Annotated in this window: 13 protein-coding genes, 2 tRNA genes and 2 pseudogenes; 16 read left to right on the top strand and 1 reads right to left on the bottom strand. The window is 40.1% G+C overall.

Annotated features, from left to right (window positions below):
- Positions 1-45: 45 nt before the first annotated feature.
- The 16 genes and pseudogenes from sdhA (at position 46) to J7J00_RS11695 (ending at position 12,785) form a co-directional block, all read left to right on the top strand.
- The gene (gene sdhA / locus J7J00_RS11765; RefSeq protein ID WP_214791045.1) at positions 46-1,797 is read left to right on the top strand and encodes a succinate dehydrogenase flavoprotein subunit; all 1,752 of its coding nucleotides are present in this window, start codon (positions 46-48) and stop codon (positions 1,795-1,797) included.
- Between the two features lie 17 nt (positions 1,798-1,814).
- Positions 1,815-2,588, top strand: coding sequence for a succinate dehydrogenase iron-sulfur subunit (sdhB, locus tag J7J00_RS11760; protein ID WP_034308984.1), 774 nt, complete (start codon positions 1,815-1,817; stop codon positions 2,586-2,588).
- A gap of 271 nt (positions 2,589-2,859) precedes the next feature.
- Positions 2,860-3,339, top strand: coding sequence for an acyl-CoA thioesterase (locus J7J00_RS11755; protein ID WP_214790840.1), 480 nt, complete (start codon positions 2,860-2,862; stop codon positions 3,337-3,339).
- Between the two features lie 106 nt (positions 3,340-3,445).
- Complete coding sequence (locus J7J00_RS11750; RefSeq protein WP_028392149.1) at positions 3,446-3,670, top strand: helix-turn-helix domain-containing protein; 225 nt, start codon at positions 3,446-3,448, stop codon at positions 3,668-3,670.
- A gap of 222 nt (positions 3,671-3,892) precedes the next feature.
- Positions 3,893-4,336, top strand: a complete 444-nt coding sequence (locus J7J00_RS11745) for a MarR family winged helix-turn-helix transcriptional regulator (RefSeq protein ID WP_098370109.1) — start codon at positions 3,893-3,895, stop codon at positions 4,334-4,336.
- A 10-nt stretch (positions 4,337-4,346) separates the two neighbouring features.
- Entirely contained in the window at positions 4,347-5,150 is an 804-nt protein-coding gene (racE, locus tag J7J00_RS11740) for a glutamate racemase (RefSeq protein WP_214790838.1), read from the top strand.
- Between the two features lie 30 nt (positions 5,151-5,180).
- Positions 5,181-5,249 (top strand): annotated as a pseudogene (locus J7J00_RS28635) (dihydrofolate reductase family protein); the annotation flags it as partial.
- A gap of 185 nt (positions 5,250-5,434) precedes the next feature.
- Entirely contained in the window at positions 5,435-6,514 is a 1,080-nt protein-coding gene (locus J7J00_RS11735) for a GerMN domain-containing protein (RefSeq protein ID WP_214790836.1), read from the top strand.
- 239 nt (positions 6,515-6,753) lie between these two features.
- Positions 6,754-7,836, top strand: coding sequence for a GerAB/ArcD/ProY family transporter (locus J7J00_RS11730; protein WP_214790834.1), 1,083 nt, complete (start codon positions 6,754-6,756; stop codon positions 7,834-7,836).
- Positions 7,833-9,308 carry a spore germination protein gene (locus tag J7J00_RS11725; protein WP_214790833.1) on the top strand — a complete coding sequence of 492 codons (1,476 nt, stop codon included), beginning with the start codon at positions 7,833-7,835 and terminating at the stop codon, positions 9,306-9,308. Before J7J00_RS11730 ends, J7J00_RS11725 begins: the two co-directional genes overlap by 4 nt.
- Entirely contained in the window at positions 9,305-10,426 is a 1,122-nt protein-coding gene (locus J7J00_RS11720) for a Ger(x)C family spore germination protein (RefSeq protein WP_214790832.1), read from the top strand. Before J7J00_RS11725 ends, J7J00_RS11720 begins: the two co-directional genes overlap by 4 nt.
- 215 nt (positions 10,427-10,641) lie before the next feature.
- Complete coding sequence (locus tag J7J00_RS11715) at positions 10,642-11,253, top strand: XTP/dITP diphosphatase (RefSeq protein WP_214790831.1); 612 nt, start codon at positions 10,642-10,644, stop codon at positions 11,251-11,253.
- A 2-nt stretch (positions 11,254-11,255) separates the two neighbouring features.
- Positions 11,256-11,768 carry a metallophosphoesterase gene (locus J7J00_RS11710; RefSeq protein ID WP_214790830.1) on the top strand — a complete coding sequence of 171 codons (513 nt, stop codon included), beginning with the start codon at positions 11,256-11,258 and terminating at the stop codon, positions 11,766-11,768.
- Between the two features lie 171 nt (positions 11,769-11,939).
- A tRNA-Arg gene (locus tag J7J00_RS11705) sits at positions 11,940-12,013 on the top strand.
- Between the two features lie 343 nt (positions 12,014-12,356).
- A tRNA-Arg gene (locus J7J00_RS11700) sits at positions 12,357-12,430 on the top strand.
- A gap of 148 nt (positions 12,431-12,578) precedes the next feature.
- On the top strand, positions 12,579-12,785 hold the full coding sequence (locus J7J00_RS11695; RefSeq protein ID WP_214790829.1) for a hypothetical protein: 207 nt from the start codon (positions 12,579-12,581) through the stop codon (positions 12,783-12,785).
- A 302-nt stretch (positions 12,786-13,087) separates the two neighbouring features.
- Here the strand turns inward: J7J00_RS11695 and J7J00_RS11690 are convergent.
- Positions 13,088-13,303, bottom strand: a pseudogene (locus tag J7J00_RS11690) (transposase); the annotation flags it as partial.
- Positions 13,304-13,626: the final 323 nt, after the last annotated feature.

Genomic DNA, 13,626 nt, shown 5'->3' with positions numbered 1-13,626 from the left:
TAGGAAAAACATAGCTTGGCTAATGGAAATAAGGGAGTGACAGAATTGGGTAAAGGTAAAATAGTTATCGTTGGTGGAGGTCTAGCTGGATTAATGGCTACGATCAAAGCAGCAGAGCTGGGACAACAGGTTGATTTATTTTCTTTAGTGCCTGTTAAACGCTCTCACTCAGTTTGTGCCCAAGGCGGAATTAACGGGGCAGTTAATACAAAAGGTGAAGGGGATTCTCCATACATCCACTTCGACGATACAGTTTATGGCGGAGATTTCTTGGCTAACCAACCGCCGGTTAAAGCGATGTGCGATGCAGCACCATCGATCATCCACATGTTTGACCGTATGGGTGTAATGTTCAACCGTACTCCGGAAGGTCTTCTTGATTTCCGTCGTTTCGGTGGTACTCAACATAGCCGTACAGCATTCGCTGGTGCAACGACTGGTCAGCAATTACTTTACGCATTGGACGAGCAGGTTCGCCGTTATGAGGTTGAAGGCCTTGTAACGAAATATGAAGGCTGGGAATTCCTTGGAGCTGTTATCGATGATGAGCAAACAGCACGCGGTATCGTAGCTCAAAACCTGACTTCAATGGAAATCAAATCATTCCCTGGCGACGCAGTCATCATGGCGAGCGGCGGCCCTGGAATCATTTTCGGTAAATCAACTAACTCAATGATCAATACAGGATCAGCAGCTTCCATCGTTTATCAACAAGGTGTAAATTATGCAAATGGTGAGTTCATTCAAATTCACCCGACAGCAATCCCTGGAGATGACAAACTTCGTCTGATGAGTGAATCCGCTCGTGGTGAAGGTGGACGTATCTGGACATATAAAGACGGAAAACCTTGGTATTTCCTTGAAGAAAAATACCCTGCTTATGGTAATCTGGTACCTCGTGATATCGCGACTCGTGAAATCTTCGACGTATGTATGAACATGAAGCTTGGCATAAATGGAGAAAACATGGTTTACCTGGATCTATCACATAAAGATCCTAAATTACTTGATATAAAACTTGGCGGAATCATTGAAATCTACGAGAAATTCATGGGTGAAGATCCTCGTAAAGTTCCAATGAAAATTTTCCCTGCCGTTCACTATTCTATGGGCGGACTTTGGGTGGATTATGACCAAATGACTAACATCAAAGGTTTATTCGCTGCAGGTGAGTGTGATTATTCACAACATGGCGGTAACCGTCTTGGTGCGAACTCACTTCTTTCTGCAATCTTTGGTGGTTCAGTCGCTGGACCGAATGCCGTTAAATATATTGAAGGCCTTGATAAAACTTCAGAATCCATTCCTTCTTCATTGTATGAAGGGTACGAAAAACAAGAACAGGAGAAATGGAATGAAGTCATGTCTCTTGATGGTAACGAAAATGCGTACGTCCTTCACAAAGAACTTGGTGAGTGGATGACACAGCATGTTACTGTAGTTCGTTACAATGACAAGCTGAAAGAAACGGATAACAAGATTCTTGAGCTGATGGAACGTTACAAGAAAATTAACATCAATGACACGGCAAAATGGAGTAACCAAGGAGCAGCGTTCACTAGACAGCTGCAAAACATGATGCAATTGGCTCGTGTAATCACAATTGGTGCGTTAAACCGTGACGAAAGCCGCGGAGCGCATTACAAACCTGATTTCCCGGAACGTAATGATGAGGAATTCATGAAAACTACTATGGCAACATTCAAAGGCTTGGATCAAGCACCTGAATTCCATTATGAAGATATTGATGTATCACTGATCGCACCGCGTAAACGTGACTACACAACGAAACACTAAAGAGGGGGAGCAAAAAAATGGTTGAAACTAAATCTGAGACTAAAACAGTCCGTTTTATAATCACTCGTCAAGATACACCGGATTCAGCTCCTTATGATGAGGAATTCGAATTAGCGTACCGCCCGAATATGAACGTAATTTCCGCTCTAATGGAAATTCGTCGTAATCCAGTAACTGTACAAGGCAAGCACACTACAGCAATCGCATGGGACATGAACTGTCTTGAAGAGGTATGTGGTGCTTGTTCAATGGTTATCAATGGTAAACCAAGACAATCATGTACAGCCCTTATCGATCAATTGGAGCAGCCGGTTCGTCTAGCTCCAATGCGTACATTCCCTGTTGTTCGTGACCTACAAGTCGATCGCAGCCGTATGTTCGACTCATTGAAAAAGGTAAAAGCATGGATTCCAATCGATGGAACGTACAATCTTGGACCAGGACCTCGTATGCCAGAAAAGAAACGCCAATGGGCTTACGAGTTATCTAAATGTATGACTTGCGGTGTTTGTTTGGAAGCTTGTCCGAACGTAAACAGCAATTCAGACTTCATTGGGCCACAACCATTATCGCAAGTTCGTTTATTCAATGCACATCCAACAGGTGCAATGAACAAAGCTGAACGTTTAAATACGATCATGGGTGATGGAGGACTTGCAAACTGCGGTAACTCGCAAAACTGTGTGCAGTCTTGCCCTAAAGGCATTCCATTGACGACTTCGATTGCCGCGTTGAACCGTGATACTACGATCCAACAATTCCGTAACTTCTTCGGCAGCGATGAAGTTTAATAATGAACATGAAAGAACCTGTATCTTATGATATGGGTTCTTTTTTTTATTGTTTTACATACGTAGACTTGGTTGGGAATCGATTGCAATAATAATCGATTGATAACTGGCATTAAAGTGTAAATGCGGCACCAAGCCAACGGTGGAGGATTTGATTAATGAAGTGAGCTTGATAAAATTAACCTGCTTCCAATAGAAAATCCTTTTCATTATCCTTGTTTTCTTATAAAATGAGTGAATAGTCATTCAATTCAGAAAGGGTGTGCACAAGTTGGGCAGAATATCATATATCGATAATATAACGGAGTGGATCAATGATTTTTCTTTTAAACATGAGATTAAGGTCCGCTTTTCGGAAACTGATATGTTTGGGCACTTGAATAACACGATTCCTTTTACTTATTTTGAGGAGGCTCGGATTGAGTATTTCAACAGTATGGGGTTCATGAAGAATTGGACCTCGGCTCAATGCGGTGAGATGCCGGTTGTTGCAAATTTACAGTGTGATTACCTGAAACAGGTGTTTTTCAATGATCAGTTGACCATTCATGTGAAAGCTGACCATATCGGAAATTCTTCAGTGGACATACATTATATGGGGACCAAACAAGATGGTTCAATTTGTTTAACGGGCAGGGGGACGATTGTACAAGTCTCAAAGGCCACCGGAAAGCCAGTACCTTGGACGGAAGAGATGAAGCGGTCGATGTGGCATACAGAGCTGAACATTCCTAAAAATATTTCCATTTAGACAAGTAAAAGAGTCACTCCATTGCCCCAGCCGACATACTATATCTTGACTAAATAGACACCCACTCCGGGTTTTATGCTGGTGAAGGCAAGGAGGGTAACATTACTTGAAGGAGAACGAATTCACTCATAAGCCACTACTCACCAAAAGAGAAAAAGAAGTATTTGAGTTACTAGTACAAGACAAAACAACAAAAGAAATCGCAGGTGAATTGTTTATTAGCGAAAAAACAGTTCGAAACCATATTTCGAATGCGATGCAGAAGCTTGGAGTTAAAGGACGTTCGCAGGCAGTCATAGAACTCCTTCGTATGGGAGAACTTAAGCTTTAATGTGTTAACTCTTAATACGTAAGCCTTATAAATAATTTCTCTCCCGTTTATTGGCAGCATATAAGGAAGAGCAAAGCAACTTGGTTGTTTTGACTTCTTTGGATGCTGCTTATTTTTATGTATGGGGTTTCATTATGCTTCCAGGCAATCAATCTTGAAAATCATTTCACTTTCATCCAAAATGGTAGTATGATAAGTTTCATGAAGTGGGGAGCTGTGTGTATGGATGAAGAGAAGCAGGCGGCATATGTAGCCGATATCGAGAGGGAATTGCGCTATGTATCGACATGGCTTAAACAAAGGGGAAGAGAAATTCTCCATGATTATAAAATTACCATTCCTCAATTCGTGGCTTTGCAATGGCTTTTTGAATCAGGCGACATGACGATTGGCGAATTGTCCACGAAGATGTTTCTCGCCTTCAGCACAACGACGGACCTGATTGACCGCATGGAGAAACATCAGCTTGTTCAGCGTGTCAGGGATGAAAAGGACCGGCGTGTGGTTCGAATTCACCTTCTTGAAGAAGGTGAACGGATTATCGAAGAAGTAATTAATAAACGGCAGCAGTACTTGAGTGGCGTGTTAGTCAATTTTAACGAATCTGACATCAGGTCCCTCAAAGGGATTCTAGCAAAACTACATCTAGAAATGAAAGAAAAATGAGGCGAGTTTTTTGAAACAACCGATAGGCATCATTGATTCAGGGATAGGCGGCTTGACAGTAGCTAAAGAAGTCATGCGTCAGCTTCCAAATGAAAATATAATTTACTTAGGTGATACAGCAAGATGCCCTTATGGGCCGAGGACTAAAAAAGATGTCCAAACCTTCACATGGCAGATGACGAGGTTCTTGATGAAGAAGGATATAAAAATGCTGATCATCGCTTGCAATACGGCGACTGCAGCTGTACTGGATGAGATCAGGGCAATACTTCCGATTCCTGTGTTGGGTGTCATTCATCCAGGGGCAAGGGCAGCATTGAAAGTTTCTGATTCCTTGCATATTGGCATTATTGGTACGGAAGGCACGGTAAAAAGCAAAGCTTATGACGACGCGCTTGCTTCCATCAATTCCGATGTGAAAGTAGATAGTTTAGCATGCCCGAAATTTGTCCCAATCGTGGAAAGCGGGGAGTTTCAAGGGGGGATCGTCAATAGGGTCGTGGCACAAACCTTGAACCCGTTGAAGAAAACGAAGATCGACACATTGATCCTTGGCTGTACCCATTATCCACTGCTGGGGCCTGTAATCTCTTCCTATATGGGGGATGAAGTACAAGTCATTTCCTCTGGGGAAGAGACGGCCCGTGAGGCAAGTGTCATTTTGGATTACTATAAATTAATCAATAAAAGCAAGCTCCGTCCAGTTCATCGCTTTTACACAACCGGTTCAAGAGATATGTTTGGTTCCATCGCGTCGAGCTGGCTCGGTATTCATGTCAATGACATCGAAACAATTAAAATTGATCACTTATAAGGCTTCCATTTGGAAGTCTTTTTTTCGGGAATTGTTGTGTATATAGCTACAAGCCAGGATGGATATATCGCTAGAGAAGATGGAAGCATAGATTGGCTTTAAGGGACAGAAGGGGAAGGGGATTCGATTGTCCTATCAGGATTACCTGAAATCCCAATGAAGCTGACAAAGATGAAGCAGTACGGGCAAGTTACCCGGCTCCATTATCAGAGAGAAAAATAATTGGTCTATTTTCCCCTAGGGCTCGTATAAATAGGAGTACAAACTGTCCTAGGAGTGATTTTATGTCCAATAAATCAAAAGTAACAATGGTTGTGACCATTCTGGCATCTTCTTTTTGGCTTTCGGGCTGCGGATTATTTGGCGGTGAAGAGAAAAAGGAAATAGATCCACCAAAGGATGTTTCATTAGTCGAGGATGAATCTTCATTGAAAGAAACAGAAACGAATGGTGAGGAAAAGCCAGCGGCTGATGGAGAAGAAGGCGCTGTTGAATCGAAAACGGTGAAGACGGAGTTATATTTAATTGATAAAAGCGGGTATGTGGTTCCACAGACATTGGAACTTCCTAAATCGGAGGCTGTCGCTAAACAGGCCCTTGATTACCTTGTCAGTAATGGACCAGTCACGGATAAACTTCCAAATGGGTTCAGGGCCGTCATTCCTGCCGATACCCAAATAAGCGTGAACATTAAAGACGGAGTGGCTGTGGCGGACTTTTCGCCAGAGTTCAAAAACTATCAGAAAGAGGATGAACTTAAAATCCTTCAAGCCATTACTTGGACCCTGACACAATTCGACTCGGTCGATAAAATCAAAATGAGAATCAATGGGGAAGATATTTCCGAAATGCCGGTCAATGGTACACCGATAGATGAAAATATCTCAAGGTCGTCAGGAATCAATATCGATACGAGTGACGTAGTCGACATTTCCAATACAAAAGCACTGACCGTTTATTATGTAGGCGGTGAAGAGGAGTACACTTATTATGTTCCGGTGACGCGCAGGATCAGTGAAACGGTGTCTGATAATGTAACAGCAGTCATTAAGGAATTAACGAAGAGTCCTTCGGGTTCTAGCCTGCAAACAGGGTTCATGAGTGATGTAGCTTTACTTGACGAGCCTAAAGTGGCTGAAGGTAAGGTCAGCCTCAATTTTAACGAAAATATCCTTGGAAGCTTTAAAGAGAAAAAGGTATCACAAGAAGTCCTTGATGCCTTGGTCCTTTCTTTAACGGAACAGAAAGGAATTGAAAGCGTTGAAGTACAAGTGCAGGGCAGCGCAGATGTACTTAATGAAGAAGGAAAGAAAATATCCGAACCAGTGGTCCGTCCAGAGAAAGTCAACACAGGCAGTTTTTAAAGAACGATATCATATTTAGAAATAGCACAATGAGGCAGCCTGAAGCTGCCTCTTATTTTTTTGCCTCCAGAATTGAATAACCACCTTTTTAGAGCCCCTGTCGTATAAATCTTAAGTATTGCATTAGTTGAAAACTAATTCCCCTGCCAGGCAAATTCTCGTATTGTGAGAAAGTTTTTACATAAATAAATTTTTAAAAGGGGAAATTACTTTTAATAATGCAATCACTGGGGGATATTATGGAACAAAAGGTCATTCAGGCTGTACACATCTATGTTTTAATCATTATGAATACAGGATTCATGGTACATGTCCTGCTCCTTCCCAATATCTTGACCGCATCTCAACGGGACGCATGGATAAGTGTCATAATAAGTGTTGTTCCCTGTATCATATGGACCCTATTTATTTTTTATATTTATAAAAAACTAGATAAAGAAGATATAATCGCTTTTCTAAAAAAATGGTCTACACCTTTTGTTACATATATTTTCACAATAGCATTTGGGTTGTACTTTATATTTAACGCCTTCATTACCGTCAAATTTACAGTGATTTGGGCAAAAGCTAATTATACTCATGACATACCAAACATCGTAGTCGTTAGCCTGTTCACTTTTACTTGTATGTTTGCAACGTATAAAGGAATACGCACCATAAGCACTTTGGCTTTCCTGTTTCTTCCGTTCGTCACTTTTTTCGGGATATTTGTGGGGCTGGGGAATACGAGTAATAAGAATTACGAATTATTGTTCCCGATATTTGAAAGCGGGTATCGCAATACTCTAAATGGAATTTTGTATACGAGTGCAGGATATTTAGAAATTATCGTTTTTTTATTTTTGACTCCTTACCTGAAAGATAAGATAAAAGCCAAGTGGCTTTTATTAGTTAGTGTAATTTTAATCATGCTGACGTTAGGACCCCTCATGGGAGCGATTGCAGAATTTGGTTCTGTGGAAGCAGTGAAAATGAGGAATCCAGCTTATGAACAGTGGAAGTTGTTAAGGTTTGGCTATTATATTACTCGACTCGATTTCCTGTCCATTTTCCAATGGCTTTCAGGTGCCATGATTCGAATAAGTTTATGTTTATTTATTGGATATAAATTAATCTCAAATTCTAAACATCAGAAGTGGATACTGCTTTCCCTATATTCAATGATTGTTTTTGGGACGCTAATCCATTGGGATGCCACATCTTTTTTTTATTTTATATACAAATACTTCTTTCCAATCAGTAGTCTGTTTCTCTTAAGTGCTGCAATTATACTGTTATTCCTTATTATAAAAAAGGGAAAAGGAAAAGGTGAAACATTATGAGGAAGGGAAAATTGAATGGAACTCCTTCTTGCATTGACCAAATCCAAAAATGGTTCGAACATTCCTCTGATGTTGTTTTAAGAAAAAAAACATTTGATCCTGAAGGTCGTTATTTGTTGGGGTTTTTATATGCGCCAAACTTAGTTGATATGCAATTTATCAATGAAGTGATACTGCCTACAATATCAAAAGCGGTTCAAGAAAATGGGGAATTAACAATTGATCAATTAAGCAATATTATGGAGATCAGTAAGCTAAAAAAAGACTCCGATTTAAAAGAGGAAGTAGAAAGCATTCTTTTTTCAGGAGACCTAATCATTATTAATGAATCTTCTAATGAAATTTACTATACCCCATTAGCTAATTCCCCTAAGCGCAGTCCGGAAGAATCCAATATAGAATCTTCCATTCGCGGACCTAGAGATGGATTTGTTGAGAATATATCGGATAACATGTCTTTGATTCGCCAAAGATTAAAAACGTCAACACTTAAATGCATTGAATATACAATCGGGAAAAGAAGTAAAACTAAAATATTGCTACTTTATATAGATGACATTATTAATCCCTCGATTCTATTGGATATTAAAAAACGATTGGATTCATTAAAGGTTGATATCATAGTGAGCAGTTACCAAGTTGAAGAACTCTTATATGATACTCAACTTTCCATCTTCCCTTTAATGGACTATATCGGTCGACCGGACTATGTTGTTGAATCCTTGAATCAAGGGCGCTTTGCCATCCTGGTGGACGGGAATCCGACATGCTTGATCGGACCGACCAGCATTAATCAGTTACTGTATTCTGCTGATGACGCACATGCAAGCTTTTTTTATATTAGTTTCATGCGCATCATTCGTGTAGTCGCCTTATTTGTATCGGTTGCATTACCTGGTTTTTTTATAGCGTTAGTTTCCTATCAATTCGACCAAATTCCCTTTTCGCTTCTTGCGACGATTTCAATCACGAGACAAGGATTGCCGATACCTGCTTCGTTGGAGGCTTTCATGATGATCATATTGTTTGAACTATTTAAAGAAGCTGGTCTTCGCCTACCAAAAGCTGTAGGTCCGACGGTTTCTGTATTGGGTGGGTTGATCATAGGTGATGCAGCGATTCGGGCAGGGCTGACTTCACCCTCCATGCTTGTAATAATAGCTGTTACAGTTCTCTCAAGCTATACCTTAATCAATCAGAATATTGCTGGGAATATCGTCCTCATAAGGTTATTCATATTTGCCTGTTCAGCGTTTTTAGGCTTGTTTGGATTCTTCATGGGAATATTCCTTATCTTGATTGTTGTGGTTTCCTTGGAAAGTTTCGGCCAGCCTTTTGTGAATCCACTTTCCAAACCAAATAAATCGGATATGTTAAAAGTCTTATTTAGGACTCCGTATGGGATGTTAAGGCAGCGGAATCAAGCTCTACAGTCCACTGATAATGAACCTCAAAAGGAGTCGAACAAATGAGAAAGCTAATTGCAGTCTTGGTTATTGGCTGTCAACTTTTACTGACGACAGGATGCTGGGGAATGAAGGAAATTCAAGCCCAAACATATGGGTCAGCCCTAGGGATCGATTATAAAGAGGGTGAATTCATCTTATACTTTCAAGCGTTGAATTTTGCGGATATTGCAAAACAAGAGGGGGCGACTGCATTACAACAAAAATCTTCTGTTGTCATTGGGGAAGGTAAAGGGGAAAGTATCGAGGAAGCATTTACCGAATTAGAACAACATGCCGCATTACCGCTTTATATCGGGCATATTAACTCCTTCATTTTAAGTAAGAGTGTAATCAAGAATAAAATGAAGGATTTCATTGAATATGTAGGGAAAGAGCCCTTATTGCGATACAATTCATGGCTGTTCGTTACGAACGAGGATATTAAAAAGGTGTTTAACAGTGATAGTTTCTTTAATCTTCCTAACTTATTCACGATCATTCAAAGGCCAGAGACCGTTATTAATGAGAACTATTTCATTTCCCCGTTAAAATTCAGTGAACTGGTTTCGAGGTTTTATCAACCGGTTGGTTCCATTTTAATTCCCTCTTTGGTCATAAATGAGCATCATTACTCAGAGGGCGGGAAAGAAAAGAAGATACCAACATTGAATGGCGGCTATATATTATCAAAACAACAATATAAAGGGTTCGTAAGTAAACAAGATTTGATAGGTTTAAAATGGGTTGAAAATAAGGCGACAGTGATATTCTTTTCGCTGAACGAACAAAAGGTAAGTGTTGAAATCATAGACCCCAAAACAAACATCATGGTATTGGAGCAGCAAAAGAAACCTCTGTATGATCTAGAAGTTAAAGCAAATGGAATATTGAAACAAAATATAGATGACTTTGATATGGAAAAAATCGAAAAAAAGGTAGAAATAAAAGTTAAGGCAGATATTTTGAAGACATTGGAGACAGGGGAAAAAATCAATACAGACCTTTTTAACATCAGTGAAAAGGCATACAGATACCATGTCAATAAGTGGGATAATAAAATGATTAATTCCTTTGATAAGACTTCAATAAATAACATAAAAGTTAATATCCATATTGAACATAGTGAAAATTACAAACGTTAGATTACACGTTTCGGCTTATTGCAGATGAGGGAGTTGTGTTAGACTTAAGTTATCTGGATAATTCAGCGGCAGTTGTTGATCGTGAAAGGCAGCGCTGAATTCGTCCGTTTGGCACTGGAGAAGAAGCGGCTTTTACATATAACGAGTTACAGCGGATTCTTTCTTAGCCCAAAAAGAGCTTCATGCCGATAAAATAAAAAAGGGTGAAATGATAAATGAAGACAGTAATCATTGCAACGAAAAATAAAGGGAAAGCCAAGGAGTTCGAAAGCTTATTCTCTGCAAAAGGATATGAAGTCAAAACACTTCTCGATGTACCGGATGCTCCTGATGTTGAAGAGACAGGTACGACTTTTGAAGAAAACGCGATCCTGAAGGCAGAGGCCATTGCCCAGAAGCTAGGCCACTTTGTCATTGCTGATGACTCAGGATTAATTGTAGATGCATTGGAGGGCCGTCCCGGCGTATATTCTGCGCGCTATGCTGGAGAGTCCAAGAGTGATGAAGCAAACACGGAAAAAGTCCTCCGGGAACTGGAAGGCCTGCCAAAAGAGGATAGAACGGCGAGATTTTATTGCGCCTTGGCACTAGCGTCACCCAACCAGGAAACGATTACGGTATCAGGAACGATGGAAGGCCTGATTACAGAACAGCCTTCAGGAACGAATGGATTCGGTTATGACCCCATCTTTTTTGTTGAGGAACAGGGCAAAACAAATGCCGAATTGACAAAAGAGGAAAAAAACAAAATCAGCCACCGTGCCAACGCATTGAGGGCTCTAGATGAAAAACTTGATCTATTTCTAAAAAGGGAAGAAGGAATGTGACGATGAAAGTGCTAATAATGAGTGACAGTCATGGCTTAACTCATGAAATCAGCATGATTACCGACCGTCATAAACAAGAGGTTGCGGCCATGATCCATTGCGGTGATTCAGAGTTGGGAAGAAATGACCCTCACATGTCTGAGTTCTTAGCCGTTCGTGGGAATTGTGACTATGATTCGGCATACCCGAATGATATTGTGGAGAGTATTGCAGGCAAGCGTTTCTTCCTTACGCATGGACACCTCTATAACATAAATATGACCTTGATGAACCTATCATATAAAAGTGAAGAGACAGGAGCGGATATTATTTGCTTTGGCCATTCCCACGCTGCAGGTTCAGAATTGATTGACGGCAAGCTCTACATCAACCCGGGAAGCATACGGCAGCCGCGTGGACGAAAAGAGAAAACCTATGCCATTTTGAATATCGGAAATGACCAACTTGAAATCATCTTTTATGACCTTGAAGGAAAAATCGTTGAGGAACTAAGAAATGCTTATCAAATGGAATGACTTCATGTATTATGAACAGGAAGCGTTTTTTCCCGCTTCCTGGTTCATAAAAAAGAAAAAACTTTTTATGAAAAGCCGTTGACTTTCTTTTGATATCCTACTATAATAAGAAGTGTCCTAAGGGAACAGTTAAGGTAATACATAAGTTTTACCGCAACTTATATCATAAACGTCTCAGTAGCTCAGCTGGATAGAGCAACGCCCTTCTAAGGCGTCGGTCGGGAGTTCGAATCTCTCCTGGGACACTAACTTAGTGGATTTAAATCCCGCTACGAAAACCTTCTATATTAGTTTAGTGAAACGGTCAGTATAACGGTCATGTAAGAAATTACACCGTATATCGATTTATCCTACTAACGATATAGGAGGTTTTTTCGTATGACCAAAAGAAAAGGCTTATTAGATGTTGAAGTAGATATGATAACTTCGAATTGTTCGATAAAGTGTATTCTTCATTTTTTACTGCAAACTTCATTCAAATACCATGATAAATATTGAATGAATGGTAGGGGTGTTCTAAAACTTTTCAAAATTAAATATTACTAGTATTGCAATGAGTATTATACTAAGTTATAATAAGAATCATATGTCTCAGTAGCTCAGCTGGATAGAGCAACGCCCTTCTAAGGCGTCGGTCGGGAGTTCGAATCTCTCCTGGGACACTAACTTAAAGCCAAAACCTTTACAAGGTTTTGGCTTTTTTTCTTTTTTGTTTTACGGATGATATGCGGCAAGAAGTTTTTTATTTCATATTTATCGCAGGTGGATGACCTTTTATGTCGAACTTGTTATAAATAAGGAGATGTTTAAATGAATAAAGATAGATTATTCAAGCTCATTCAAACTTCCACTCGGGGTAATTTCTTTTCAGTAGAGATAACCGAAGATGGAACTGAAGTAGTCCAATTAGCCAGGGAGTTAGAAAAAGAAGGAAGAATCAAATTGAGGGAATGCACACGAAAAGAACAAGGCGTTTATCTGGAAGGAATACTTAAGTTTGTGCCTAGCAATACTTAATGAGCTCTGACGAAGGAACTATATTAGGAATTTTATATGATCCACAGAAAATGGCATCCATGATCGGATGCCTCAGTTTGTAGACAAGAGGGGTTCGGAATTAGAAAAATTCCGAACCTCTTTTGAAATTCCCTTTGAATTTTCGCCTAAAATTAAGAGAATGGGGCTCAGTGAGTCCGCTATGTTAGGCGATGCCTAGAACTTTCCATGTCAATTGGCTATCTTCTTTAAATTAAAGGCAGCGAAAGTAAGCATCGCCTGCATAGGCTGTTTTTTAAGTCCCTTTAAAGTAGTCCAATGCAGCCTAAGAACCAACGGTAAGTCATATTTGTTTTAACTTCTTCAATTGTTTTACGCATTGAATGAAAGTTAGTTTGACTAATATCATTGGATCAATACTTGGGCGTCCTACCTCTGAATATATCTTTCAACAAATCATAAATGAAAGAGAAGTCAATGGCAGCCTCAATTTTTCGAACCAAATGGTTCGCCGACACTATTTGATCTAAAGTAATCATTTCAAGTTGATCTCACTGAATAGAATCATGTATAGAAAGGCGCCTCATCACCTCAAGTTTTAATAATTCTATTTGAAAACAATAAAGATCTTAGGCAAAAGGTTTCATCTAAAAGTTAAAACAAAGTTGATTGGAGCGGGTGTGCGAGACTCCTGCGGGAAAAGCGAGTCCTAGGGAGACCCCGCAGGCGCAGAGGCGCCGAGGAGGCTTCCGGACCGCCCGTGGAAAGCGAGTTGCCTGGAGAGGAAATCAACGTTTAAATTGTACAGTCTGAGGCATCCGTGATCGGATGCCTTTTTTTCGTGCGCCCGGCATGGGTGCAA

The organism is Bacillus sp. ISL-4, from assembly GCF_018613275.1.
GTDB lineage: Bacteria > Bacillota > Bacilli > Bacillales > DSM-1321 > Peribacillus > Peribacillus simplex_E.
Note: the sequence above shows the minus strand (reverse complement) of the source record. Positions and strands in the feature narration are given on the sequence as shown.

Coding starts and splice junctions, on each gene's coding strand:
- sdhB (WP_034308984.1), top strand. CDS start 1,815: ATGGTTGAAACTAAATCTGAGACTAAAACAGTCCGTTTTATAATCACT.
- J7J00_RS11745 (WP_098370109.1), top strand. CDS start 3,893: ATGGATGAAGAGAAGCAGGCGGCATATGTAGCCGATATCGAGAGGGAA.
- J7J00_RS11735 (WP_214790836.1), top strand. CDS start 5,435: ATGTCCAATAAATCAAAAGTAACAATGGTTGTGACCATTCTGGCATCT.
- J7J00_RS11730 (WP_214790834.1), top strand. CDS start 6,754: ATGGAACAAAAGGTCATTCAGGCTGTACACATCTATGTTTTAATCATT.
- J7J00_RS11725 (WP_214790833.1), top strand. CDS start 7,833: ATGAGGAAGGGAAAATTGAATGGAACTCCTTCTTGCATTGACCAAATC.
- J7J00_RS11720 (WP_214790832.1), top strand. CDS start 9,305: ATGAGAAAGCTAATTGCAGTCTTGGTTATTGGCTGTCAACTTTTACTG.
- J7J00_RS11715 (WP_214790831.1), top strand. CDS start 10,642: ATGAAGACAGTAATCATTGCAACGAAAAATAAAGGGAAAGCCAAGGAG.
- J7J00_RS11710 (WP_214790830.1), top strand. CDS start 11,256: ATGAAAGTGCTAATAATGAGTGACAGTCATGGCTTAACTCATGAAATC.
- J7J00_RS11695 (WP_214790829.1), top strand. CDS start 12,579: ATGAATAAAGATAGATTATTCAAGCTCATTCAAACTTCCACTCGGGGT.